We start from the raw sequence: 24280 nt of genomic DNA, 5'->3' as shown, positions 1-24280 counted from the left end.
TTTTTTGCATATAAGTACTATTATAAAGATTTTAGGAAAAAATTTAAGTAAGATGATACAGGAAATAGAAGGCAAAGGACTTGAGGTATCGAATAAAAAGAGTTACATTAATAAAAAACGGAGGTGGATTTCTATGGACACAGCCACTCACCTTGTTATGGGTATCACTTTAGGTAGCTTAGCAACATTAGATCCAGCCATAGCACAAAGTGATATTGGCCCCCAAGCTGTTATGCTTGCTACAATTGCTGGTTCCAACATTCCTGACATTGACACAGTTTTAAAATTGCGTAATAACGCTAAATATATAAGAAATCATCGTGGAATTACTCATTCTATTCCTGCGGTAATTCTTTGGTCATTCCTTATAAGTGGCATCTCTTTCGCCTTCTTTTCAGACGCTCCATATCTTCATCTACTGCTTTGGTCATTTATTGCTGTCTTCCTTCACGTCTTTGTAGATATTTTCAATGCCTATGGTACACAAGCATTACGGCCTTTCACAAAAAAATGGGTCGCACTCGGCGTGATTAATACATTCGACACCGTAATTTTCTTTATCCATATACTTGCAATTGCTTGCATGCTCGTCGGTTCTCATAAGGGATATACAGCTTTAGCGGCATATATATTAATGATTGTTTACTATATCGGACGGATTATGATGCACAGAAATATAAGAAGCGTTGTACACAAACGTTTCAAAAATGTCGAAAAGATTATCATTTCTCCTTCTTACCGATTTTACCATTACCATTTAGCAATCGTTACGGCTGATTATTACTACGTTGCGAGATGGCACCGTGGTAACATCATGATATATGATAAGTTCGATCGGGTACCGTTCCCAGACAATAATATTATGCGAGCAGCTAAACAAGATGAAAACATCTCGGCCTTTCTATCTTTCTCTCCTGTATATCGCTGGGATATTTTTGATCATGACCATTATTATGAAGTACGATTCATTGATTTACGATATCGAAGTAAAGATTATTATCCATTTGTTGCAATCGTTCAGCTCGACCACAATTTAAATATTATTAGTTCCTATACAGGATGGATCTTTAGTGAAGAAAAGCTTCGAAAAAAACTGGAATTACTTCCACATTAAAAAAAGCGACTTAAGTCGCTTTTTTTAATGTTTCAAATGATCTTCTTGATTAATTAAATGACTATACTTCGGATTATTTGTACGCATTTCATGAAGGCGTACACCATGATTATTAATCCATGATCGTACCACTTGTTCCGTCATTTCATCGCCTTGATAACGACCTGATTTTGCATAAGTTGTTTGAAAATCTTCCCATAGTAACTCAACCCACGCACGAGCTTGTGCGTAAGAAAGCTTGTCATTCTTGTCTAATAATTCTTTCGTTAATGTTTCATAAATATCATTCATATTATAATCTCCTTTTACCTATTTATCCCTTCATTTCTAAAGGATAGTTTCTTCAATTTTGCACATTCTATAATTGATACTTCTTAAAGAGGTATCAACCGATAATGAGGAGGGCGTTCGTAATGGGTAAACAAGCCGAATTTTGGTCTGAGTCAAAAAACAACAGCAAAATCGACGGTCAACCGAAAGCGAAATCACGCTTCGCTTCGAAACGACCTAACGGCACAATTAACACGCACCCACAAGAACGTATGCGTGCTGCAAATCAGCAGGAAGAGTAATACAAATTAAATTAACTTCCTACACGAGGTGATAAAGATGAGCTACCGTGATCGCTTAGATAGTCGTTCTGAATTATTTAACCATACGTGGACTCGTCCAAAACATGCGAAAGCGCAAGTTAACGGACAGACGCAACAAACCCAGTCTCTCATTATATTGGCAAATGAATGTAAAAAACGCCAATTTTAGAATCTCCTATCTCCTTTAACGCCTACCAAAGATGAAAACCAGAGAGATATATGCTCTCTGGTTTTTATTTTTCTTGCAATAAGGAAATTGGTATGCCAATCTCTTCATTATCATTTTGCTTATATCCCCAAGCAAATACCCCATTGAAATACGTAATTTTAAATAATACACCAGGTTCTTCTACTAATTCATATGTTTCACCAATACGGAATTTGTTTATATCCGTCATATAAGCACGAGCCATTGCCATTTTTCTCATTAATACATCAAATTCATTGACAATCCCAAGCTGCTCAGCTTTTACTGCTTGCTCCTTCAAAGCGCCAATTTCTTCCCTTAGCTCATGCGGTGTCATTTCACTGTAGCGTTTTGGCATATTCATCTTATTCTCCTCATTCCTCTTCGCGTTTCATTTGCAAAAATATCTCGATTTCATCAATAGAGAATCCTTTTCGATATAACGCTTGTTTCATCTTGTTTTCAAATGTCCATCCATCATGCTTCTTATATTTCTCATAATATTTATTCCCATGATAGTGTAACGCTTCTTGTTGCTTTTCGTCATCTTTTTCGTCTTTCAATTCTTCCAAACAAATTTGAATTACTTCTCTAGAATATCCTTTTCGAACAAGCATCTCATCTAACTTTAGTTTCATTTGTAAAAAAGAATGTTTTTGATAAGATTTTTTCTTCTTCTCTATGAGAAACAAGGCATTCTCAATTTGCTTTTCCTTCGGATATTCTTGTAAACTATGTGTAATAATTAAATCCTGAACACCTTTATTTAATAACTCTCTTTTAATAACAGTTGGACCTTTTCGATTCACATTACTTTGCGTTCGCGTATATAAAACAGCATACTCTTTATCATTAATATATCGGTCATGTAATAATTTCGAAACGACTTCAGAGATGATGGCCTGTCCCACTTCTTTTTTTCGTAAAAAATCTTCTATTTCTTGTTTTGTTCTCATTTGATAGGATAAATAGGAGATTGCTTGTAAATATGCTTTTTGTACTTCTTCATTGTACAAAATATTTCCTAACTCGATTTCATCGATTTCTAATCCTTTTTGTAATCCATGTTTTATTAAGATTACTTGATCCACACTAAATCCGTACTCTTCGCCTTGACCTTTATCAATATAAATATTAAATCGTTCTTTCGATCGTTTTTGTACTTCTATTTTTGTAATGACAGCCATACTCTCACCTCTCTATTATTTTAACATAGTCGAGGAACATTTTTTCTTTTCAAGAATATATATAATGAGGAGGAAATACTTGTGAAAATCGCAATTTCTGGTGGTACAGGCTTTATCGGTAAATCCCTTTCTACTTTTTTTATTCAAAAAGGATATACTGTTTACATTCTCACACGAAAAAAAACTACTGAAACTTCCGATCCTAACCTTCAGTATGTTCAATGGACACCAGATTTACAAACCTTCCCCCTCTCTTCTATTGATGTAGTTATTAATCTAGCCGGAGAGTCTATTAATAGTAGATGGACAAAGCAACAAAAGAAAGCCATTTTAAACAGTAGAATTCAAACAACAAAAGGACTCATTAAACAATTGCAGGGACTCCATACAAAGCCACACACATTTATTAACGCAAGTGCTATTGGATACTATGGAACGTCTGAAATAGAGTCTTTTACAGAACAGCATGAGACTCCTGGAAATGACTTTTTAGCAAATACAGTATATTCATGGGAACAAGAAGCATCTAAAGCACGTTCTCTCGGAATACGAACAATCTACGCAAGATTTGGAGTTGTATTAGGTGCAAATGAAGGAGCTCTTCCAAAAATGCTACTTCCCTATCAATTCTATATCGGCGGCACCATTGGTTCTGGGAAGCAATGGTTATCATGGATTCATATAGACGATGTCGTTCGTATGATGGATTTCATTATACACAAAAAAGAAATTGATGGTCCTCTTAATATGACAGCACCAACACCTATAAGAATGAAGGAATTTGGAGAAACCATTGCAACTATAATGAAAAAGCCTCATTGGTTGCCTGTACCTTCTTTTATCATTCAAACTTTATTAGGTGAAATGAGCATACTTGTACTAGAAGGGCAACGTGTATTACCCATTAAAGCAATTGAACATGGATACCAATACACATTTCCAGAAATAGACCATGCATTACAAAATATACTTTCGCATACAATGTAGTACTTCTAAAACACAATTTTACATGGGCTCTTTCAAAACTTTCATTTTCTAGGATCCGAAGCATTACCATACAAATAACCTTTCAGTTACTTTCCCTTAACTTCCATTAGCATTATAAAGTAACAGAAATGAGGTACCTATGAAAATATTGCTCAAACAAGCCATTGTATACCCTATTACATCTCAAAAATTTCAAGGAGATGTACTCGTTACAGGAGAGCGAATTACCGAGGTCAAACCTTTTATTCCACCTACTCAAGATATGACCGTTATAGATGCACGAGCACTCCATCTCTTACCTGGCTTTATTGATGTCCATACTCACCTTGGTCTCTATGATGAAGGTACTGGTTGGGCTGGAAATGATGCCAATGAAACATCTGAAGTTTCAACACCACATATTCGTTCTTTAGATGGAATCCATCCTTTCGATATTGCCTTTCAAGACGCTGTACAAAACGGAATTACAACCGTTCACGTTATGCCTGGCAGTCAAAATATTATCGGGGGTACTACTTGTGTAATAAAAACAGCTGGAACTTGTATTGATCATATGATTATTCAAGAACCTGCTGGTTTAAAGATTGCCTTTGGAGAAAATCCTAAAAAAGTCCATAGTAATGGAACAAAAGAATCCATTACACGTATGGGGATTATGGGGTTACTTCGGGAATCATTCTATGAAGCACAACACTACGGGCACGAAGCTGATTTTCGAATGCTTCCTATTTTAAAAGCATTACGTCGGGAAATACCCGTACGTATCCACGCTCACCGAGCAGATGATATTAGTTCTGCTCTACGCTTTGCAACAGAATTCAATCTCGATTTACGCATTGAACATTGCACAGAAGGACACTTTATTGTTGAAGAACTTTCAAAACACAATTTGAAGGTTTCAGTTGGTCCCACTCTGACACGCCGTTCTAAAATCGAACTAAAAAATAAAACATGGGATACTTACCATATATTATCAAAAAATGGTGTGGAAGTTTCTATCACAACAGATCATCCTTATACACCCATTCAATATTTAAATGTTTGCGCTGCTGTTGCAGTAAGAGAAGGGTTAGACGAGAAAACAGCACTAGAAGGAATCACCATATTCCCAGCACGAAATTTGCGTTTAGAGGATAGAATTGGAAGCATCGAGGTTGGAAAAGACGCCGATCTCGTGCTATGGACTCATCATCCTTTCCATTATTTAGCCAAGCCTGTACTAACTATGATTGATGGAAAAATAATTTACAAAAAAAATAAAAAAAACTAGTTTATTTTTTTGACTAGATAAAGTATTATACGATTATAAACTGAATGAAACCATAATCAATTTGTGTCGTGATTATCATTTTCAAATTGATGAATGGGGAAGGCAAATGGTGCGCCACCAGCGTTAGAAACTGGTTCTAGTGGGTTCGATTCCCACCCCGAAATTTTTTAAAGATTGATATAAAAATTTCGAGGGTGGGGTGTTTTTTCGTCATGCTACCCTCGTGTGAGGAGGAGTTAGTATGTTGAAAAAACGCGACTTACACGACAGCCACGTTCTATACGAGTTAATGGTGGATCCAGCTGTCTTCCCTTTTGTGCGTCAAAAGGCTTATTCTTATGAAGAATATTTATTCTTAACGAAACAAACGATTGAAGCTGAAGAGCGTGGTGAATTAATTTCACGCACAATTTTAGATGAATGGGGTAACCCTATCGGAACAATTACTTTATTTGATGTGCAAGAAAAAGCTGGATTTCTCGGGACATGGCTTGGCAAACCATATCATGGAAAAGGCTATAACAAATTGGCAAAAGATTCATTTTTTAGTGAACTTTTCTATGAATTAGATATTGAAACAATTTTCATGCGTATTCGTAAAATAAATATTCGTTCTATTAAAGCTGCAGAAAAACTGCAATATGTGAATCTAGCAAACGAAACAAGAAAAGCCGTATATGATGAAATTAACGCAAACGAAGAAGTGTATAACTTATATGAAATTCCAAAAGATCAATACACACTTGCTACAATGCGAGATACAACCTTCCAAGATGCTCATCAATTAAAAGAAGCGTAATCTAAATTTTCTGAAATGATAATCAATCGTTAACATTTTCCATATGCGTATATCCCCTCATGTCTTTGGAAACGATAAATAGTAACTTTAAGACACGAGGTGATTTGTAATGGATAAAAAGAAACGTGATAAAGCAAAAAACACATTATCTAGTACACAAGAAGTTCTCTATCAACGCGAATTTCAAAAAGCAGATCGTGCAGCAGGATATCGCTCGAAAAGCATTTAAAGTGAAAATGAATAATTAGAAGTTTCCCCCCTAATTATTCATTTTCATTACATAATTTTCTCGACTGATAGAAGTAAGCAAAAAAGCCCCTTATACATAAGGGACTTTTTTGCTGTGGACAACTTTATCCACAAAACCGATGAAATTGTTAGTAATTTTCAAAAACATTTAATATTTTTCTATATTAAAGCATATATCAGCTGTTTTAATTGTGGATATTTTTCTAAAAATTGTGGACAATGTGGATATAGTTGTTAATATTCCGACTTTACTGTTTAATGAAAGCGCAATCCTTTTGTGGATAACTCACTAAATTTTCTTTAAAAATAATAAAGAACCCTCTTTACATATACAAAGAGGGTTTCATATTAAGTAAAAGATTGTGCAAGAGCAGGTGATTTAATAGGTATATGACGCGGTTCTGCATGATTTTCCGCCAAAATTGCATCTACAATATGGCCAGCTGGCTCTGGAAGATAGATGCTTTTCATTGCTTCTTTCATTTGAAGAAGCTTCACATCATCTTGTAATAATGCCTCTGTTTTTGCAAAAACCTCACTATCATCGCGAATGACAACTGCTGCTCCCTTTCTTTCAAAGTACATCGCATTTTCATTTTCTTGTCCTGGAACAGGCTTATATAAAATGACAGGTACTTGCAACGCTGCTGCTTCACTTAATGTTATTCCGCCTGGCTTCGTAATCATACAAGAAGTAACACGGAATAATTCATCAATATTTTCAACATACCCAAACACTTTTAATGCATCGGAATTTTGCTTCTGTAAACTTAATAAATCCTGTTTTAAAGCTTCATTTTTCCCACAAACGACAACTACTTGTAAATTAGGCACTGACATAAATGATTGGCATAGTTCTTTTACATTTCCTAATACCCCATGAGCACCTGCTACAATTAGTAAAATCTTTTTATTCTTACATAACTGATATTTATTATATATGATTTCTGGATTTACCTTTAACTCAAAACTACTCCGAATTGGAATTCCTGTTTCAACAATTTGTTCCGCAGGTACACCGATATCAACCATCAATTCTTTCACATGATCCGTTGCAACAAAATAACGATCTACCTCTCGATGAATCCATATTTTGTGCACGCAAAAATCCGTTAATACGTTATAGACAGGAATTGAAATACCTGTTTGTTTCTTCAATTCTGGTACAGCGATAATTGGAAATGTATTAATTACAATATCTGGTTTCTCCACCTGTAACAGTGTTTTCAAACGTTTTCTTCCAAAGTTCGCATACCAAGATGCTATTTTCTTATCATAAATTTTTTCTACCCCGTAATAAAACAAACGATATAATTCTTTTCCTATTGTATAACTTTTTAAATATAGATATTTTGTAATGTCAGTTATAAATGGATGTGATTCTCCAAACAAGTCGCATACAATAACATCTTCAATTCCTTTTTGGCGAAATGTTTGTTCTAATGTTTTTGCTACTTGCACATGACCATTACCGTAATGTGCAGTTAATATTAAAACCTTGGGGTTTTTTATCAAACAAATCCACTCCTAGCTTTTTGTTTCTCCATATTGCATATACGACAATAGGAAAAACATTTTCCTTAAAAATTACATAAACAGATTCTAATAATTCCCTTTCAGCTATGTACCTGTCGTGGATATGCAAAGCATATAAGATTGACCCCTTAATCCTATCTGTGCTCATATCTTTACATTATACTTTCCTATAAGAGCTTTCGCAATAACTTACAAATGTTCTCTATTCCATGATACTCACTCTTTTACTTCTTAATTCTTTTTACTATTTTGATTTCCCTTTACAATTATGTAAATTTCTCCATTTATTCCGTACAAAATTATGGATATTCTATTTTCAGTATACTCTTTTATCAATATATACTCTAGATTTTATTGTAAAGAAAGCAAAAAGCCTAATCCAATATTTGGATTAGACCGCTTGTAAAATATATTTAGCATGTTCTACATTTTTCTCAGTAGGTGGTTCTACATTTGCGAGTGGATACTTGTGTCCAAGCGCCTCCCATTTATATACACCAAGCTTATGATATGGTAACACTTCAACTTTTTGAACATTAGACAGACTTTGAATAAAGCTAGATAGTTTTTGTAGATCCTCTTCATTATCCGTAACACCAGGAACTAATACGTGTCGTACCCAAATCGGTTTATTCTTATCCGATAAATAACGAGCAAATTGTAAAATATGTTCGTTTGGTTTCCCTGTTAATTTACGATGCTTTTTGGAATTGATATGTTTCAGATCCAATAAAACTAAATCTGTATAATCCATTAAAATATCTAGCTTATTTTGGAATTCTGGTTCCTCAGAATAACAACCACCAGAAGAGTCGATTGTTGTATGGATACCAGCCTCTTTACACTTTTTAAACAACTCAATTAAAAAGTCTAGCTGTAATAATGGCTCTCCACCGCTAACTGTTATACCGCCTCCGGAAGCTTCAATAAATGGAAGGTAACATGTCAAATCCTGCATCACTTCTTCAACTGTTATTTCTTTACCTTTACCGATTTCCCACGTATCAGCATTATGACAATATTGACAACGTAATAAACACCCTTGTGTAAATATGACATAACGAATCCCTGGGCCATCAACAGTACCACAAGACTCTACAGAATGTATTCTTCCTTTTACCATGTTACTTCCTCCTTTATTGAAACAGCCTCCCTTCGCTATATATTAAGAGCGAAGGGACACTTTTTTCATTTACATGCTTTCATGCATTGTACGGTTAATTACATCAATTTGTTGTTCACGAGTTAATTTAATAAAGTTTACAGCGTAACCAGATACGCGAATTGTTAATTGTGGATATTTCTCAGGATGTTCCATTGCATCCATTAATGTTTCACGGTTAAATACGTTAATATTTAAGTGGTGGCCTTCTTTTACTGCATAGCCATCAAGCATTGATACTAAGTTACGTACTTGTACATCATCTTCTTTACCAAGTGCTTTCGGAATAATAGAGAATGTATTAGAAATACCATCTTGTGCATCTTCATATGGTAATTTAGCCACAGATAATAATGAAGCTAATGCACCTTTTGTATCACGTCCATGCATTGGGTTCGCACCTGGTGCAAATGGTTCTCCAGTACGGCGGCCATCTGGAGTATTACCAGTTTTCTTACCGTATACAACGTTAGATGTGATTGTTAAGATTGACATTGTATGAACAGAATTTCTGTATGTTTTATGTTTACGAAGTTTATTCATAAATGTTTTTACAAGATTTACAGCAATCTCATCTACACGATCATCATTGTTACCGTATTTAGGGAAATCTCCTTCAATCTCGAAGTCAACTGCAATACCATTTTCATCACGAATTGGTTTTACTTTTGCGTATTTAATTGCACTTAATGAATCTGCTACTACAGATAGACCAGCAATACCTGTTGCCATTGTACGAAGAACGTTTGTATCATGAAGTGCCATTTCAATACGTTCATAGCTATATTTATCATGCATGTAATGGATAACATTTAATGTGTTTAAATATAGACCCGCCAACCATTCCATTGTCATATCAAACTTATGCATAACTTCTTCATAATTTAATACTTCAGAAGTAATTGGTGCGTACTCAGGACCAACTTGTGCTTTAGATTTTTCATCTTTACCACCGTTAATCGCATATAATAATGCTTTCGCTAAGTTTGCACGAGCTCCGAAGAACTGCATTTGTTTACCGATTCTCATTGCAGATACGCAACATGCAATACCGTAATCATCGCCGTATTCAGGGCGCATAATGTCATCATTTTCATATTGAATTGCTGATGTTTTAATAGACATTTTCGCACAGTAGTTTTTAAAGTTCTCTGGTAATTGTTTAGACCAAAGAACAGTTAAGTTTGGTTCTGGAGCTGGTCCTAAATTATCTAATGTATGCAAGAAACGGAATGAGTTCTTTGTTACTAATGGACGACCATCTAATGCCATACCACCGATAGATTCAGTTACCCAAGTTGGGTCACCAGAGAATAATTCATTATAATCAGGTGTTCTTGCGAATTTCACAAGACGTAATTTCATAATGAAGTGATCTACAATTTCTTGTACTTCTTCTTCTGTTAAAGTACCATTTGCTAAATCTCTTTCAATGTAAATATCTAAGAATGTAGAAGTACGCCCAAGACTCATTGCAGCCCCGTTTTGCTCTTTAATCGCTGCAAGGTATGCGAAGTATAACCATTGGAATGCTTCTTGCGTGTTTGTTGCTGGCTTAGAAATATCGAAGCCATGAGAAGCGGCCATTTCTTTTAACTCTTGAAGTGCACGCATTTGCTCAGATAACTCTTCGCGTAAACGCATTGTATCTTCGCTCATTACACCGCCAGTTAAATTTAAATCAGCTTTTTTCGCTTCAATTAAATGATCAATACCATATAACGCTACTCGGCGATAGTCACCGATAATACGTCCACGTCCGTATGCATCTGGAAGACCCGTAATAACACCTGATTTACGTGCATTTCTCATTTCTGGTGTGTATGCATCAAATACACCTTGGTTATGAGTTTTTCTCCAATCTCTAAAAATACGACTAAGTTCTTTATCCATTTCGTATCCATAAGATTCACAAGCTTGTTCTGCCATACGAATACCACCATATGGTTGTAAAGAACGTTTAAATGGTTTATCAGTTTGGAAACCGACTACTTTTTCAATATCTTTATTTAAGTATCCAGGGGCATGTGATGTAATAGAAGAAACAATTTTTGTATCCATATCAAGAACGCCACCGTTTTCACGTTCTTTCGTTGTTAAATCCATTACTTGATCCCAAAGTTGTTTCGTTGCTTCAGTTGCTTCTGCTAAGAAAGATTCGTCTCCTTCGAAAACGTTTACATTATTTAAAATGAAATCGCGAACATCAATCTCTGCTTTCCATTTTTCACCTTTAAAGTTTTCCCATGCGTTTTTAACATTTTCTAATACTTGAGTCATCCTAATCTCCTCCATTTTTGATTAGTACAGGACTAAGATTTTTTATATAACAGCTTACACACTTAGAATACTACTTTTTTACGAAAGTGAACGAAATAGTTGTGACATGTTTGTGAAATATTGAGCAAACTACTATATATATAGTGTTAACTTCATTTAAAAGTCTTTAAAATTAACCCTTTCCTTAATTGTATTTTTTTGGTATCCTTATATACGAGTCCTATTTTGTAATATAAGAACAATACCCATTGTAGAGCTGTAATACTCTTATCTCCTAATCTGTTATAGTTTTTATAACAGAACAAAAAAGTGTACACATGTTGTACACTTTTTTTGTTACTTCTATAAAGCATCTCTTTTTCTATTGCCATCATAGAATCCGCCACGATTGTCTGTTAATGAAATTATTTGCTCTAGTCCCTCTATATGATCACCTATAATTCGAAGTACAGCTGGAGGGTGACCTATTTTTGCGAAATGTTCACTGGGACGAATACGGTTCATCTTATCAACCTCAACACGATATACACATGCAATTTCAAATCCAGACAGAAGAGCCTTCACTTGTGCTACACAAGGTGACAATAAAGATTTATACCCAATTGCTTTCAAACACTTTTGGCTAAATGCATTAGGTACCGCAATAAGTGAGCCTACCCCTAAATCCTTTCTATCACAAGCTAAATTTAGTGCATACTTAAATGCAGTTACAAGATGAAGTGGTACTCTTAAATCTAAATAGTGATTTAAATCATTTAATGCGACGTCCTTTCCATCTGCTATAGCTTTTGCAAAAGGATATAGCTCACTCGCTGGAATAATAAAATCGCCGTCTATAAATAACACAATTTCTCCTTTGGCAAAATAAGTTCCAAGTGAGCGCCCTACATCATTTCCGAGTGCTTCTTTATATACAATTGTCGTTGCCCCTTTGTCTTTTGCAATTTTTTTCGTTTTATCTGACGAACCATTTACGACAACGATAATTTCGAAGGGTTCAATTTTGCGAAGCTCTTCTATAACGTTTCCAATTGTTTTCTCTTCATCTTGTACGGGAATAACAACAGATAGTTGCTTTCCTTTATACAAATTAGATGTGACGCCCCATCCTTGATAAAACTCTTCAAAACTTAAAGTATGATAGACACTATCCCTTTTCCTATTTCCATCATAATATCCTCCGCGCTCATCACTGCTTAATATCCGTGCCGCTACTGCTTCTATATGATCACCTATCATTCTTTTTTCAGATTGGGAAAGATTTGTTCCATATGCAGCATGCTGGAATGGACGAAATTTATTTGGCGTAATAACGTCAATGGCGCAATGACGACTAATTCTCCATTTACTTTGAAGTAGGCGTAAATGAGCCACAATAGGATTAACAAAACATTCATATCCGATGCTTTGAACGACTTCTTTCGTCAGCGCATGAGGTACATCTAATAAAGAATTAATTTTTAATTCTTCACGCTCTAACATTGCATTTAATATTTGGCGCCATACTGTAATAGAAGTAGGTTTTTGCCTTTTTAAAAATAATGCATCCAAATTATTTAAAACTACATCTGCCTGATCGTATAAAATCGGATTAAGGAATAATTTTAATTTTGAAGTTTGAATAGCAAAATCACCATCTATAAATAGTAATACATCACCTATCGCATGTTTTGCGCCGACTGCACGTCCAACATCGTTCCCTAGTAGCTCTGTATGTTTGATTACTTTACACCCTAAACGATCTGCAACATCTTCTGTTCCATCATTACAACCGTTTGCTACTACAATAATTTCTACTGGATTTAATGGTCTTACCGATTGAATAACGTCTGAAATCGTATCGACCTCATTACATGCAGGAATAATAACAGATAATGACTTAGCCATTGTTTTGTTCACGAAACCACTTAATTGTTTCCTTCAATCCGTTTTCCCACGTTACTTTCGCCTGAAATTGTACAAGCTTTTTTAATTTTGTTACATCTGGTCTTCTATTTGGAATTTCTTCAAAACCATGAGGATATACTTCTTCAAAAGGCACTTGTACAATCTTCGAAGAAGAATTCGTTAATTTTTTAATTACTTCTGCTACTTCTTTTATACTCTGTTCATTCTCAGAACCTATATTAATAATCTCACCATTTACCTTCTCATCCATTGCCCGAATTGTTGCTTCTACCGCATCACTCACATACGTAAAACAACGTGTCTGCTTTCCATCTCCATATACGAGAATGTCTTCTCCTTGCAAAGCCGCACTAATAAATCGCGGGATTACCCCTGCATACGGACCATCTTTCGCTCTTGGACCATAAATATTAAAATATCGAACAATCGTTACCGGTAAACCTTCTAATGCGTATCCTAAACATAATGTCTCTTCCAAAGTTTTACAAACCGCATAACTCCAACGAATTTTAGAAGTTGCCCCGTATAATCGATCTCCCTCTTCAGAGAAAGGTGGCTTGGCCTTACCATATACTTCTGAAGTAGAAGCAAAAACTACTTTCTTCTTTCCTTTTAACGCTGCTTGTAAAATATTTCTCGTCCCATCAAAATTCGTTTCTATGAGCTCTATACTTTTTTCCATTGTTGTTTTCACACCTAAAATTGCTGCTAAATGAAACACGACATCATGCTGATCTACTAATTCATAAATAGAATTTTTATCTAACACACTTATTGGAATAACACGGATTTTTTTCATTAACTCTTCATGGTACTTATTTTTACCTTTATAAAAGTTATCCACAACAGTGACCTCATAACCTCTTCTCATCAACTCTTCAGCTAAATGCGACCCGATAAATCCGGCCCCACCTGTAATTAAACATTTCTTACTCATTTACTCACCTTCTTTACAATCCCGCGTGTATCTATTACTCGGTCCATTCCTTTAAAAAGCTTCCAATCAATATTAGAATGATCCGTTAAAATTAAAATACAATCCGCTTTTTTAACTTTTTCTTTATCTAAAGAAACAGATTGATACACCTTATCTCCAATTTCCGCGAAAGAAATATAAGGATCATGATATTCTATCTCGTATCCTTGATTTCTTAATAATTGAATAATCGGTAACGCTGGTGATTCTCTCAAATCATTTACATCTTTTTTATACGCAATCCCTACAATTAACACCGTTGCAGGTGATTGCACCACACTTTTTACTTTCCGGACCATTTTCTCTGGCATTTCTTCATTAATTATATGTGCTGCCTCAATTAATTGACTAATTGCCCCATTCTTTTTTATTCTCCATTGAAAATATAAAGGGTCTACTGGAATACAGTGTCCCCCTATCCCTGGCCCTGGCCAATATGGAGTAAACCCAAATGGTTTTGTAGATGCCGCTTCAATGGCCTCATAAAAATCAATGCCTAAACTTTCACATAGTGTGTTTAGTTCATTTACTAAAGAAATGTTAACTAAGCGCTGAATATTTTCAAATAGCTTGCACATCTCTGCTACTTTCGGAGAGCTAACAGGTACAACTTCGTCAAAAATGGTACTATATAAATCCTGTACCTTTTGTCTACACTTTTCTGTTTGTCCACTAATAACTTTTGGAATAGCTTGAACTGAATATTGACTATTTGCTGGATCAATTCTCTCAGGGGAATATCCGATATAGAAATCTTCCCCTACCTTGTTACTATTTTGAGAAATAATAGGTATGATGACTTCTTCAAGTGTGCCTGGATATGTGGAGCTTTCAAAAATGAAGGTTTGTCCTTTTTGAAGGTTTTGTTGTATATAATGCGAAGCTGAAATGAGGGCACTTAAATCTGGTTCTCTTTGTTCATTAATTGGAGTCGGGACAGTGACAATAACATAATCACTACTTTGAAAATCAGCAATGCCTTGATCCGGTGTGTTTACTGTTAATTTTTTTTTCGTCAATAAACTTTGTAACTCTTTAGAAGAAACATCTGGAATATAACTTTCTCCTTTTATAATTGAGTCTATTTTTCTAATATCTTTATCTAATCCAAGTACTGTATGCCCTCTTTCTGCAAAATGTACCGCTAAAGGAAGGCCAACATACCCTAACCCAATAATAGCTACTTTACTACTATTCATTTGTATTCTCTTCTTCCCTTCTCAATTGTTGAATGATATCTCTATCTCTATCTCCATCAGTAAAGCCACCACGTTCATCCGTACGTTGTAATAAATACGTAACCGCCTCAAGTTGATCACCGAAAATACGATCAAACGCTGAAATACGCCCATTTACAAATTCGTGTTGCTCTGGACGTACTCGATTTGTTTTTATAACATCTACTAACTCTACTGTTGTAATAGAGAATCCTTCTAAAATAGCTTTCACTTGTGCTAATGGCGGAATGATAAGGGAGTCATATCCTATTTTCTCTATTACCTTCTTATGAATGGCATGTGGTACAGCAGTTAGTGAGTTATTCCATAAATCTGGTCTTTTCGCTACCAAATTCAAAAAGTATTTTCCCATACTAATTGGATCTGCTGGATGAAACATATCTAATAAGCATTGTAAATCATTTAACACCACGTCATTTCCATCTTCAACAGCATGTAAAAATGGAGTGAGTTTTTTTGCTGGAATAACAAAATCACCATCAACGAATAAACAAATATCTGCCGTAGCATGCATAGCCCCTATTGCTCGTGCTACATTATGTCCAAGCGCCTTCGTAAATTCAACTACAATAACATTCTCTAGCTTTGCCTGTTTAACAGTCTCAACATCTGCTCCATTTGCGACAACTATAATTTCATCTACACCTGCTTCTTTCACTTCTTGTATAACAGACCTTATAGTTATTTTTTCTTCTGATACCGGGATAATGGCACTATATTTCGCTTTTTTCTTTTGTAATAAAACTGGTTTATACTTTCCTACAAACGCTCTATCTCTATTGTCCTCTGAAAAACCACCGCGATTACCGTATGTTTCGATTACGTATTGTAAAGCACGCAAATGATCACCCATAATACGACTAGTCGCTTTCGGATAAGGAGAGCCAGGTGATGTGCCCGTATGGACAGGACGAACTTTATTTGTGTAAATGACATCAACTGAAGCCATATCAGAAATATCTACTCCTCTAGACATCGCCATCGCTTGAAATAATGCCGGATCTGCTAAATTCCACCACCCCAGTTTTTCAATCACTTTACGACTTATCGCATGTGGTATTGCAATTAAAGATCCTACAACAAACTCCTTCTTGTTCAAATAACGATTTAACATATATTTTCCAACCGTCGTATAATGCGGTCTCATCTTCAAATAAACGGACCATGTTAAATTATTTAAAACAATCTCATGTCCTTGCTGTATTCCTTTAATAAAATTGTATAATTCTTCACTTTTCATGACGATATCACCATCTAAAAATAAAACAATTTCACCTTTTGCTTCTCTAGCACCAATTGCCCGTCCCACATCATTACCAAGGGAATATCTATAATAAATCACACGGCAATTATGCTGTAGCGCTATTTCTTTCGTACCATCTGTCGATCCATTATCTACTATGATAATTTCATATGGTTCGAGCTTTCTTACTTCTACTAAAACTTTTGATAAAGTACTTGCTTCATTATGCACTGGAATAACAACTGACACTCTCATACTTGTATCACTCTTACCCTTCCAAGCGAACATAAGCAATAATAGGAATACGCACAACTACATCTTCTGGTGGTCCATAAGAAGGAGAAGTACGAACAATTACTGCCCCATCCGTCACAGATAAAAGAACGCCTGCAATGATTTCTACAGCTGTCACAACTTGCACTAGTTCCCCAACATGGTTACGTAATTCATCAGTAAATAACATATATAACGCTCCTTTCTTACGCTTCTTTAATTGATATAATACTTGTAAATGGTAATAAAACTTCTGTTCCTATTCCTTCTTGCAATGTTAAGAAGTCATCACCAACTGCTACAATAACGCCTGTTAACTGTCCCACTGTCACAGTAATTTCTACGTTTTTACCTAAATACTGCTCTGCAATTTCTTTAAAAGGTGATGTAGTACATTCTTTTAAAATGTTACAAATAATAGATTGAAATCTACTTGATTCAATAACTTCTTCAGTAGCTTGCTTAGAGTTTCTTTGAATAAATCTCGCGAAGTTTTGTGAAAATAAAAGTCTTTCCACAGCAGGTAATAACTTATTATCTAAAAAATAATCTAATTGCCTATTAAACAATCTCGATAATTTATTCCAATATTTTCTGAACAGACACATACACTTCTCCTCCTATTATTTTTAGATTATAAAATTTCACATCCATACATCTTAATGTATACAAAATAGATATTTTTGTGATAGGTAAGACATACATTTTCTAAAAGAAATATTTGGTTCAAGGCATAAAAAAAACTATCCAAAAGGATAGTTTCTTACACTTCAATATTCCGCAATATCGAATAAATATCGTTATTCACTTTACCAAATGATTTAATGTTATTTTGAATGTTAGATAATAAAACAACATATACACTACCATTTTTACTAAATCCGTTTAAGCAATTCCATCCTGGCATTACACCGTGATTCGAATAGCTTCCTGGGTCTACGTACCATCCAAACCCGTAATCCTTTTTTCCACCCGTAAACATTTGATCGTAACTCTCTTTTGAAATTAATTTACCAGAGAATAGTGCTTCGTTAAATAAATATAAATCATGCGCACTTGTGTATATATCACCACAACCATATAGTTGTGACATGCTCGGAATATTAGATGTTGTCATATTATTATTTACTATTTTATAACCCGTTGATGGGAATCTTGTTTGTTCTAACGCTGTGCCAAAACCAGAATGTTTCATACCCGCAATAGCAAAAATATGTTGTTTAATATATTCTTCGAGCGACTGTCCACTTACCTTCTCGGCAATGTATGCAAGTATAGAGTAGTTCGAGTCAGAATACTTCCATTTCTCTCCTGGACCACCAATACGCTTTTGATTTCCTATCCGCTTTATCAGTTCTTCATGAGAAATATCTTCTTTTCCCTGCTCATATTCGGGAATCCCTGATGTATGTGTTAATAGATGTTTTAGCTGAATACTATTACCTTGAGGAAAATTTGGAATATACTTTGCAACAGTATCTTCTACTTGTAATTTATTTTGATCTTTCAACTGCATAATAGCAGTTGCTACAAATGCCTTTGAAATAGAACCAATATAAAAAGTCGTCTCTGAATTATTCGGTACTTTCTGTTCTTTATTTGCCATACCGTACCCTTTATTCAAAAGAACTTTTCCATTCTTTACAATAACAGCTGTCCCGCTAAATCCTGCGTTTTGTAAATACTGGTCCAATTGAGCGTTTTCATTAATTTCTTGAGGTGGTCCCTCGGGAAGCTTCTCCACAGCTTGCGCTTGCTTCACTTGTTCTTCCTGCTCTTTTTGTTTTTGCTTCTGTACTTCTTGTTTCTTTTTTTCTTCTTTCTTTTTTAGCTCTTCTTGTTTCTTCATTTCTGCTGCCGCTTTTAAAGTTTCTTCTTTCTTATTATGCGCAACAATTTTTGTATACATAAAATATACAAGTGATAATAGTAAGACGAGAATGATTGTTCTTTTTATGTATACAATCGGCCGACGTACTTTCCCATTCGCATTATTTTTCTCCTGATCCATAATTGCTTTTTTCCCCTTACTCACCAATAATTTAATTCCTCTATTAAAGATTTATTTTAGTAGATTATGGATAATCCATTCTATATCATCCCTACTTTATCACGCACTGCACATATTACCAACCTATATGTACAAAAAAGAAAAAGAAAATTTACAAAAGTAAGATTCCCGTTAAATTATTAACAAAAAAAAGAGGATATCCTCTAAAAAATTGATTTTATCAATCTTTTTGGACATCCTCTTATCTCATTATTTATACGTGTTTTTTCATATCATCGGCAACAGATTCAACATTTGTACCTACGATAACTTGTACACTTGTATTACTTAATTTCATAACACCTTTTGCACCAGCACGTTTTAATGCTGCTTCATTTACTTGACCAGCATCTTTTACTTGTAAGCGTAGACGTGTTGCACAGTTATCAATAACTGTTAAGTTTTCTTTTCCGCCTAAAGCTGCTACGTAAGTTTCACCGATTGAACCTGCAACTGGTGCCTCACCATCTTCAACTAACTCATCGTCATCTTCACGACCAGGAGTTTTTAAATCGAACTTCTTAATTAAGAAGTAGAATACTATGAAATAAATTGCTGCGTAAATTAAACCGATACCTGCTAGTAAGACTGGTTTTGTTGCAATACCGAAGTTTAAAGCGTAATCGATTGCACCGGCACTAAATGAGAAACCATCATGAATGCCAAGCGATGTTGTAATGAATAAAGAAAGACCTGTTAGTACAGCATGAATACCATATAATACTGGTGATAAGAACATGAATGAGAATTCAATAGGCTCTGTAATACCAGTTAAGAATGAAGTTAATGCTAGACCAGCTAACATACCAGTAACTGCTTTACGCTTTTCTGGTTTAGCAGCTGCAATCATTGCGAAACATGCTGCTGGTAAACCGAACATCATAACTGGGAAGAAACCAGTCATAAACATACCTGCTGTTTTGTCACCTGCAAGGAAACGAGCAATATCACCATTAACAACATTACCTGCTGCATTTGTAAAGTCCCCAAATACAAACCAGAAGTATGTGTTCATTACGTGGTGTAAACCAATTGGGATTAATAAACGGTTTAATAAACCAAATAATCCTGAACCAATTGCACCTAAATTAACAATTCCATGAGCTAATGCATCAATACCATTTTGAATTGTTGGCCAAATTTGTGCAAATAGAATTCCTAATATCAGCATCACAACTGATGTAACAATTGGAACGAAACGTTTTCCAGCAAAGAAACCTAACCATTCTGGAAGTTTAATCTTATGGAATTTATTATAAAGAAGTCCTGCTATAACACCAACAATAATACCACCTAAGACTTTCATATCTACTTTAGTCGATAATTCAGCAGCCTTAGATACTTGTGTCATTGTATCCGCAAGCTTAGATGGATCTACATTTGCGCTATTACCTATTAAATCTTGGACTTTACTTAATTTACCTTGTAATTCAGCAGTTGAATACCCTTTGCTAAGTGCATCAATACTATTTTTCATAACAAGATAACCAATTGCACCTGCAAGACCTGCTGCACCACTACCATCCACTGAAAGACCGATTGCAATACCAATTGCAAAAATAAGTGCTAAGTTATCAAAAACTGCTGCGCCGGCCTGTGCCATAACAGGAATATCAAATACATCTGGTTGCCCTAAACGAAGCAATAATCCTGCTGCTGGTAGTACTGCGATCGGAAGCATTAAAGCTTTACCAATACGTTGTAAAAACTGCAACATTTTAATTCCCCCTAATTAAATTTATGAAATCGTTATCATTATAAGTACGCTTTAGAAAACGCTTTCTATTACATAACCATAATAACATATAGTTGTATAGATGTGTAGTTTTTATTTCTGAACTTTTTATGGATAAATCTCCTATTTCCAAACTGTTATATAAAAGGAAAATTCTCCTTTTTAAAATACAGAATACTCGAAACGAAAGACCTATTATAGCACATTGAACTTTCGTTTTATCATTCCACTTTTTCATGTTATTATTTATTTCCGAGCATATCGGGAAAAGTAAACTTAGTTAATTCAAAATAGGAGCGTTGGTACTATGCAGTGCATTGAAACAAACAACTTACAACAGTTGTTAGAACAAGTAAAACCATATACGAAAAAAGGAAAACTTGCTACTTATATCCCCGAACTAGGAAATGCAAATCCAGACGATTTAGGGATTGCCATTTTCCATAAAGAAACAGAATATATCCATGCAGGCAACTCACAAACACTATTTACTCTTCAAAGTATTTCCAAAGTAATTACACTTGCCCTTGCCCTTTTAGACCGTGGTGAAGAATATGTATTTTCTAAAGTTGGAATGGAGCCAACGGGTGACCCATTTAATTCTATTATTAAGTTAGAAACGACAAGTCCGTCCAAACCCCTTAATCCAATGATAAATGCAGGAGCTTTAGCTATTACAAGCATGTTAGCAGGAAAAGATAACGAGGAAAAAATGGAACGTATTCTTCATTTTGTACGTGAAATAACAGATAATCCTACTATTAATTATTCCTCTAAAGTTGCCGATTCAGAACTAGAGACAGCTTACCTAAACCGTTCACTTTGTTATTATATGAAACAAAACGGAATTATCGATTGTGATATTGAAGAACTTATGGATTTATATACTCGTCAATGCGCAGTTGAAGTAAACTGCATCGATTTAGCACGTATCGGCTTAATTTTTGCAATGGATGGATATGATCCATATAAGAAAAAACAAATTATCCCTAAGCATATTACAAAAATTTGCAAAACATTTATGGTCACATGTGGTATGTATAACGAATCTGGTGAATTTGCAATTCGTGTTGGTATTCCTGCAAAAAGTGGTGTAGCCGGTGGTATTTTTGGCTGCGTAAAAGGAGACATGGGAATCGGTATTTTCGGACCAGCTTTAGATGCAAACGGAAATAGTATTGCCGGTTTTAAAATCCTTGAACTTCTTTCTGCTCAAGAAGGTTGGAGCATTTTTTAATCGCGAGTTATCCTGCTATACTAGCAGGATTTTTTATTTCGCCAAAACCTCACTTTTGTCAGTTATCAATCCTCTTACAAAAACAGTGCTGAAAGTTTCTCTATATCATGCATATTTGTTCCCCCCTCCTGAATAATATAGTACAACCTAGCGCTATATGTGGAGGTGTGAAAGATGAAACTAATATTTCAAATGGGAAAACAACCTGTTCTTGAAAAAACAATCCTTCTTTTTATATTGAGTATTGTAGAAAGCTTGAAGTTAAAAGTTGTTTCACTCGACGAAGCTCACCGATACATATTCAATTTAGAAGTACTTGAATTATTAATGGATCGGAACATCGATGATCAAGTACTTGAACTTATTCATTTCGGGATGGGACTTGAAGACATTTATCATGTGCTTCCTGAAGAACTTGAGCATACGATTGAGGAATTAAAGTGGCTTTGCATTCAAGTATTAAGTGAGTACAGTATGCATGAAGAATCCGAACAATTAATTGAAGATATACGGTAAAAAAGCACCTATGTAGGTGCTTTTAATGTTTTTTTAAACTATTTTTATACGCCTCAATATTTACTGGTAGCTCTTCCTCTTCCAAAGTATGTTCATTTACATCTTTATGAATGAACGCACCTTTAGGTGGTTGATGATCATGCCCTTTTTTCTTATGATCAAATGCTTTCCCGCGTCCCATACAAATCCCCCTTTCTTAAAAGAAATCCGTATTAGTATGGAGAAAATTACGTCAATATATGCAATCTCTTGCTGTATTTCCAAGGAAATACTCGAACCTTGTTTTCTACTCTCCTTACAACAACTGATCGATCCCAATAAGAATTAATAACACTCCTGCGATAACTGTCGCCCATTTCCCTAAGTATTCTGCTAAAAATCGTTTTCCTACATACGCAAAACCACTAATACAAATAAAACTAAACACCCCAGAAATAGTCGCTGTAAGCCAAAGATTTAAATTTGTTACCCCTGCATCAAATCCACCTGCAATATTATTAATAGACAACGCAACTCCTAAAACAATTGCTTCTGAGAAACTAATTGTTTTAGAACCATCAAAATCTGCTTTTTCCGGATCACGTAAAATTCCCATAAGTACATTATCATCTTTAGAACCTGCAGTATTTTTTTGGCCCAAGAAAGGCTGACATAAAATAAACACACCGATTATCCCTAAAACGATTGCTCCAATCAGATTTGCTGTAAACTCTGAAATAAATAACGCAATCCAGTTTCCAAAAAATCCAGCTAGTAAAGTAAATAAAAATCCAAAGAATGCGATGATAAAATTGTTAAACCACGAAATACGAATTTTACGAATGCCATATGCAATTCCAACACCTGCATTATCTAAATTAGAAGCGATCCCGATTAAAAAAATTGAAAATAAGCCTACCGTACTCATAAATAGTCACCCCTTTTTCTCACTTTTCAATGCATATTATGAAAATGTTGAGCAACTGTGCCTGTCTGTTTCATATACTTGTAATAAATGCTCAATATTTTTTCAACACTAAAAAAGGAGTGCCTACACTATGGCTAATGAAAACCCGAATGATCGGCTTGGCAAATTAATAAAAAAACTTTTAAAAGAACGCGCCTTATCTATGCGCCAACTAGGAATACTTACAAATATTGATCCTGCAACAGTCTCAAGAATTATTAATGGTAAACAACCGCCAAAACAAAAACATCTACAAAAATTTGCAGAATGTCTTCAAGTTCCACCCCAATTGTTATTTGATGAAATGTACCCTGATTCTCCTCACATTAATAAAGAAAAAACAGATATGTACACATCTCTTGATACCATTCAGCAAACGCTGCAATCCTCTAACTTATTCGATTTCGATTACACTACAACTCGCGTAAAACAAGAACTCGAAAATTACGAACGCTATGCCCAGACAACAGAAGGCGAAAAACGTATTCATGACAGTTTCGCAAGCAAATTAGAGCAAATTGATAGTGCTGGTCCTTTTATTGAACAATTAACAGATATGTATCAACAATTTTGCAATGAAACCATTTCAAAAGAAGAACGTGCAGTTCTTGGAAGCGCATTACTTTATTTCATTTTATCGACAGATATTATTCCCGACTATCTCTTTCCAATTGGCTATTTAGATGATGCGATCGCCGTTGAATTAGCAAAAGAGAAATTACTTGAAATAAAACGAAAGACATAGCAAAATAAAGAACTATTTCAGTTGTTTATTTTCACCTCTGAAATAGTTC

Annotated in this window: 27 protein-coding genes and 1 pseudogene; 10 read left to right on the top strand and 18 right to left on the bottom strand. The window is 34.9% G+C overall.

The features are described 5' to 3' along the window. Positions 1–133: 133 nt before the first annotated feature. Positions 134–1114: a metal-dependent hydrolase gene (locus tag HFD78_RS24695; RefSeq protein WP_000379106.1), complete on the top strand. Its 981-nt coding sequence runs from the start codon at positions 134–136 to the stop codon at positions 1112–1114. Between the two features lie 24 nt (positions 1115–1138). Here HFD78_RS24695 and HFD78_RS24690 read toward each other — a convergent pair whose 3' ends face one another. Further along, positions 1139–1405 (bottom strand): YfhJ family protein, encoded by a 267-nt coding sequence (locus HFD78_RS24690; RefSeq protein ID WP_000998166.1) that lies wholly within the window; start codon positions 1403–1405, stop codon positions 1139–1141. A 122-nt stretch (positions 1406–1527) separates the two neighbouring features. On the opposite strand from HFD78_RS24690, the gene HFD78_RS24685 reads away from it, so the two are divergent. Both HFD78_RS24685 and HFD78_RS24680 read left to right on the top strand, forming a co-directional pair. Further along, the gene (locus tag HFD78_RS24685; RefSeq protein ID WP_000517891.1) at positions 1528–1686 is read left to right on the top strand and encodes a small, acid-soluble spore protein K; all 159 of its coding nucleotides are present in this window, start codon (positions 1528–1530) and stop codon (positions 1684–1686) included. Positions 1687–1723: 37 nt separating this feature from the next. After that, the gene (locus HFD78_RS24680) at positions 1724–1876 is read left to right on the top strand and encodes a YpzG family protein (protein ID WP_000122093.1); all 153 of its coding nucleotides are present in this window, start codon (positions 1724–1726) and stop codon (positions 1874–1876) included. 64 nt (positions 1877–1940) lie between these two features. Here HFD78_RS24680 and HFD78_RS24675 read toward each other — a convergent pair whose 3' ends face one another. Both HFD78_RS24675 and recX read right to left on the bottom strand, forming a co-directional pair. After that, the gene (locus HFD78_RS24675) at positions 1941–2258 is read right to left on the bottom strand and encodes a YfhH family protein (protein WP_001057024.1); all 318 of its coding nucleotides are present in this window, start codon (positions 2256–2258) and stop codon (positions 1941–1943) included. 10 nt (positions 2259–2268) lie between these two features. Continuing rightward, the gene (gene recX / locus HFD78_RS24670) at positions 2269–3081 is read right to left on the bottom strand and encodes a recombination regulator RecX (RefSeq protein WP_000268502.1); all 813 of its coding nucleotides are present in this window, start codon (positions 3079–3081) and stop codon (positions 2269–2271) included. An 81-nt stretch (positions 3082–3162) separates the two neighbouring features. On the opposite strand from recX, the gene HFD78_RS24665 reads away from it, so the two are divergent. The 4 genes from HFD78_RS24665 (at position 3163) to HFD78_RS24650 (ending at position 6366) form a co-directional block, all read left to right on the top strand. Next, on the top strand, positions 3163–4068 hold the full coding sequence (locus tag HFD78_RS24665; protein ID WP_000684380.1) for a TIGR01777 family oxidoreductase: 906 nt from the start codon (positions 3163–3165) through the stop codon (positions 4066–4068). A gap of 139 nt (positions 4069–4207) precedes the next feature. After that, on the top strand, positions 4208–5338 hold the full coding sequence (locus HFD78_RS24660) for an amidohydrolase (RefSeq protein ID WP_000698314.1): 1131 nt from the start codon (positions 4208–4210) through the stop codon (positions 5336–5338). Between the two features lie 241 nt (positions 5339–5579). Continuing rightward, positions 5580–6137: a GNAT family N-acetyltransferase gene (locus tag HFD78_RS24655; protein ID WP_000914737.1), complete on the top strand. Its 558-nt coding sequence runs from the start codon at positions 5580–5582 to the stop codon at positions 6135–6137. Positions 6138–6246: 109 nt separating this feature from the next. Beyond that, positions 6247–6366 (top strand): YfhE family protein, encoded by a 120-nt coding sequence (locus HFD78_RS24650; protein ID WP_000358482.1) that lies wholly within the window; start codon positions 6247–6249, stop codon positions 6364–6366. Between the two features lie 368 nt (positions 6367–6734). Here HFD78_RS24650 and HFD78_RS24645 read toward each other — a convergent pair whose 3' ends face one another. The 13 genes and pseudogenes from HFD78_RS24645 to HFD78_RS30005 form a co-directional block, all read right to left on the bottom strand. Beyond that, positions 6735–7901, bottom strand: a complete 1167-nt coding sequence (locus tag HFD78_RS24645; RefSeq protein WP_000594688.1) for a diglucosyl diacylglycerol synthase — start codon at positions 7899–7901, stop codon at positions 6735–6737. A gap of 412 nt (positions 7902–8313) precedes the next feature. Beyond that, complete coding sequence (pflA, locus tag HFD78_RS24640) at positions 8314–9045, bottom strand: pyruvate formate-lyase-activating protein (RefSeq protein ID WP_000238457.1); 732 nt, start codon at positions 9043–9045, stop codon at positions 8314–8316. A gap of 69 nt (positions 9046–9114) precedes the next feature. Continuing rightward, entirely contained in the window at positions 9115–11364 is a 2250-nt protein-coding gene (gene pflB, locus HFD78_RS24635; RefSeq protein WP_000195464.1) for a formate C-acetyltransferase, read from the bottom strand. 152 nt (positions 11365–11516) lie between these two features. Next, entirely contained in the window at positions 11517–11738 is a 222-nt protein-coding gene (locus HFD78_RS24630) for a hypothetical protein (protein WP_033667872.1), read from the bottom strand. Then, on the bottom strand, positions 11707–13251 hold the full coding sequence (locus HFD78_RS24625) for a glycosyltransferase family 2 protein (RefSeq protein ID WP_033668239.1): 1545 nt from the start codon (positions 13249–13251) through the stop codon (positions 11707–11709). The genes HFD78_RS24630 and HFD78_RS24625 overlap by 32 nt, the downstream gene beginning before the upstream one ends. After that, a complete protein-coding gene (locus HFD78_RS24620; RefSeq protein ID WP_000037016.1) occupies positions 13244–14209 on the bottom strand; it encodes an NAD-dependent epimerase/dehydratase family protein in 966 nt (321 codons plus the stop codon). The genes HFD78_RS24625 and HFD78_RS24620 overlap by 8 nt, the downstream gene beginning before the upstream one ends. Further along, positions 14206–15447 (bottom strand): nucleotide sugar dehydrogenase, encoded by a 1242-nt coding sequence (locus HFD78_RS24615; protein ID WP_001088933.1) that lies wholly within the window; start codon positions 15445–15447, stop codon positions 14206–14208. Before HFD78_RS24615 ends, HFD78_RS24620 begins: the two co-directional genes overlap by 4 nt. Then, entirely contained in the window at positions 15440–16984 is a 1545-nt protein-coding gene (locus HFD78_RS24610; protein ID WP_001266463.1) for a glycosyltransferase family 2 protein, read from the bottom strand. The genes HFD78_RS24615 and HFD78_RS24610 overlap by 8 nt, the downstream gene beginning before the upstream one ends. 13 nt (positions 16985–16997) lie before the next feature. Further along, positions 16998–17192, bottom strand: coding sequence for an LSm family protein (locus HFD78_RS24605; RefSeq protein ID WP_000899469.1), 195 nt, complete (start codon positions 17190–17192; stop codon positions 16998–17000). Between the two features lie 16 nt (positions 17193–17208). Beyond that, on the bottom strand, positions 17209–17610 hold the full coding sequence (locus tag HFD78_RS24600) for an LSm family protein (protein ID WP_000335548.1): 402 nt from the start codon (positions 17608–17610) through the stop codon (positions 17209–17211). A 155-nt stretch (positions 17611–17765) separates the two neighbouring features. Next, positions 17766–19013, bottom strand: a complete 1248-nt coding sequence (locus HFD78_RS24595) for a serine hydrolase domain-containing protein (protein ID WP_000371842.1) — start codon at positions 19011–19013, stop codon at positions 17766–17768. A 253-nt stretch (positions 19014–19266) separates the two neighbouring features. After that, the gene (gene nagE, locus HFD78_RS24590) at positions 19267–20769 is read right to left on the bottom strand and encodes an N-acetylglucosamine-specific PTS transporter subunit IIBC (protein WP_000938903.1); all 1503 of its coding nucleotides are present in this window, start codon (positions 20767–20769) and stop codon (positions 19267–19269) included. A gap of 141 nt (positions 20770–20910) precedes the next feature. Then, positions 20911–21025: pseudogene (locus HFD78_RS30005) on the bottom strand (transcriptional regulator). Positions 21026–21094: 69 nt separating this feature from the next. Here HFD78_RS30005 and glsA point away from each other — a divergent pair. Beyond that, a complete protein-coding gene (gene glsA, locus HFD78_RS24585; RefSeq protein WP_001149850.1) occupies positions 21095–22024 on the top strand; it encodes a glutaminase A in 930 nt (309 codons plus the stop codon). Between the two features lie 174 nt (positions 22025–22198). After that, on the top strand, positions 22199–22540 hold the full coding sequence (locus tag HFD78_RS24580; RefSeq protein WP_000766604.1) for a DUF3969 family protein: 342 nt from the start codon (positions 22199–22201) through the stop codon (positions 22538–22540). A gap of 22 nt (positions 22541–22562) precedes the next feature. Here HFD78_RS24580 and HFD78_RS24575 read toward each other — a convergent pair whose 3' ends face one another. Beyond that, on the bottom strand, positions 22563–22721 hold the full coding sequence (locus tag HFD78_RS24575; protein ID WP_000532409.1) for a hypothetical protein: 159 nt from the start codon (positions 22719–22721) through the stop codon (positions 22563–22565). A 114-nt stretch (positions 22722–22835) separates the two neighbouring features. Next, complete coding sequence (gene ytaF / locus HFD78_RS24570) at positions 22836–23447, bottom strand: sporulation membrane protein YtaF (RefSeq protein WP_000108728.1); 612 nt, start codon at positions 23445–23447, stop codon at positions 22836–22838. Between the two features lie 130 nt (positions 23448–23577). Here ytaF and HFD78_RS24565 point away from each other — a divergent pair, with 130 nt between their 5' ends. Further along, on the top strand, positions 23578–24231 hold the full coding sequence (locus HFD78_RS24565) for a DUF1232 domain-containing protein (protein ID WP_001262772.1): 654 nt from the start codon (positions 23578–23580) through the stop codon (positions 24229–24231). Positions 24232–24280: the final 49 nt, after the last annotated feature.

It is taken from the genome of Bacillus sp. EKM501B, from assembly GCF_011800505.1.
Taxonomy (GTDB): Bacteria; Bacillota; Bacilli; order Bacillales; family Bacillaceae_G; genus Bacillus_A; species Bacillus_A cereus.
The sequence above is the reverse complement of the archived record's forward strand: the minus strand, read 5'-3'. Positions and strand labels throughout refer to the sequence as shown.

What these genes read in the sequence shown, in the direction of transcription:
- HFD78_RS24650 (WP_000358482.1), top strand. Translation starts at nt 6,247, where the DNA reads ATGGATAAAAAGAAACGTGATAAAGCAAAAAACACATTATCTAGTACA.
- HFD78_RS24675 (WP_001057024.1), bottom strand. Translation starts at nt 2,258, where the DNA reads ATGAATATGCCAAAACGCTACAGTGAAATGACACCGCATGAGCTAAGG.
- HFD78_RS24625 (WP_033668239.1), bottom strand. Translation starts at nt 13,251, where the DNA reads ATGGCTAAGTCATTATCTGTTATTATTCCTGCATGTAATGAGGTCGAT.
- pflA (WP_000238457.1), bottom strand. Translation starts at nt 9,045, where the DNA reads ATGGTAAAAGGAAGAATACATTCTGTAGAGTCTTGTGGTACTGTTGAT.
- glsA (WP_001149850.1), top strand. Translation starts at nt 21,095, where the DNA reads ATGCAGTGCATTGAAACAAACAACTTACAACAGTTGTTAGAACAAGTA.
- HFD78_RS24690 (WP_000998166.1), bottom strand. Translation starts at nt 1,405, where the DNA reads ATGAATGATATTTATGAAACATTAACGAAAGAATTATTAGACAAGAAT.
- HFD78_RS24660 (WP_000698314.1), top strand. Translation starts at nt 4,208, where the DNA reads ATGAAAATATTGCTCAAACAAGCCATTGTATACCCTATTACATCTCAA.
- HFD78_RS24615 (WP_001088933.1), bottom strand. Translation starts at nt 15,447, where the DNA reads ATGAATAGTAGTAAAGTAGCTATTATTGGGTTAGGGTATGTTGGCCTT.
- HFD78_RS24630 (WP_033667872.1), bottom strand. Translation starts at nt 11,738, where the DNA reads ATGATGGCAATAGAAAAAGAGATGCTTTATAGAAGTAACAAAAAAAGT.
- HFD78_RS24695 (WP_000379106.1), top strand. Translation starts at nt 134, where the DNA reads ATGGACACAGCCACTCACCTTGTTATGGGTATCACTTTAGGTAGCTTA.
- HFD78_RS24595 (WP_000371842.1), bottom strand. Translation starts at nt 19,013, where the DNA reads ATGGATCAGGAGAAAAATAATGCGAATGGGAAAGTACGTCGGCCGATT.
- pflB (WP_000195464.1), bottom strand. Translation starts at nt 11,364, where the DNA reads ATGACTCAAGTATTAGAAAATGTTAAAAACGCATGGGAAAACTTTAAA.
- HFD78_RS24680 (WP_000122093.1), top strand. Translation starts at nt 1,724, where the DNA reads ATGAGCTACCGTGATCGCTTAGATAGTCGTTCTGAATTATTTAACCAT.
- HFD78_RS24655 (WP_000914737.1), top strand. Translation starts at nt 5,580, where the DNA reads ATGTTGAAAAAACGCGACTTACACGACAGCCACGTTCTATACGAGTTA.
- HFD78_RS24620 (WP_000037016.1), bottom strand. Translation starts at nt 14,209, where the DNA reads ATGAGTAAGAAATGTTTAATTACAGGTGGGGCCGGATTTATCGGGTCG.
- HFD78_RS24685 (WP_000517891.1), top strand. Translation starts at nt 1,528, where the DNA reads ATGGGTAAACAAGCCGAATTTTGGTCTGAGTCAAAAAACAACAGCAAA.
- nagE (WP_000938903.1), bottom strand. Translation starts at nt 20,769, where the DNA reads ATGTTGCAGTTTTTACAACGTATTGGTAAAGCTTTAATGCTTCCGATC.
- HFD78_RS24580 (WP_000766604.1), top strand. Translation starts at nt 22,199, where the DNA reads ATGAAACTAATATTTCAAATGGGAAAACAACCTGTTCTTGAAAAAACA.
- HFD78_RS24605 (WP_000899469.1), bottom strand. Translation starts at nt 17,192, where the DNA reads ATGTTATTTACTGATGAATTACGTAACCATGTTGGGGAACTAGTGCAA.
- HFD78_RS24600 (WP_000335548.1), bottom strand. Translation starts at nt 17,610, where the DNA reads ATGTGTCTGTTCAGAAAATATTGGAATAAATTATCGAGATTGTTTAAT.
- recX (WP_000268502.1), bottom strand. Translation starts at nt 3,081, where the DNA reads ATGGCTGTCATTACAAAAATAGAAGTACAAAAACGATCGAAAGAACGA.
- HFD78_RS24610 (WP_001266463.1), bottom strand. Translation starts at nt 16,984, where the DNA reads ATGAGAGTGTCAGTTGTTATTCCAGTGCATAATGAAGCAAGTACTTTA.
- ytaF (WP_000108728.1), bottom strand. Translation starts at nt 23,447, where the DNA reads ATGAGTACGGTAGGCTTATTTTCAATTTTTTTAATCGGGATCGCTTCT.
- HFD78_RS24565 (WP_001262772.1), top strand. Translation starts at nt 23,578, where the DNA reads ATGGCTAATGAAAACCCGAATGATCGGCTTGGCAAATTAATAAAAAAA.
- HFD78_RS24575 (WP_000532409.1), bottom strand. Translation starts at nt 22,721, where the DNA reads ATGGGACGCGGGAAAGCATTTGATCATAAGAAAAAAGGGCATGATCAT.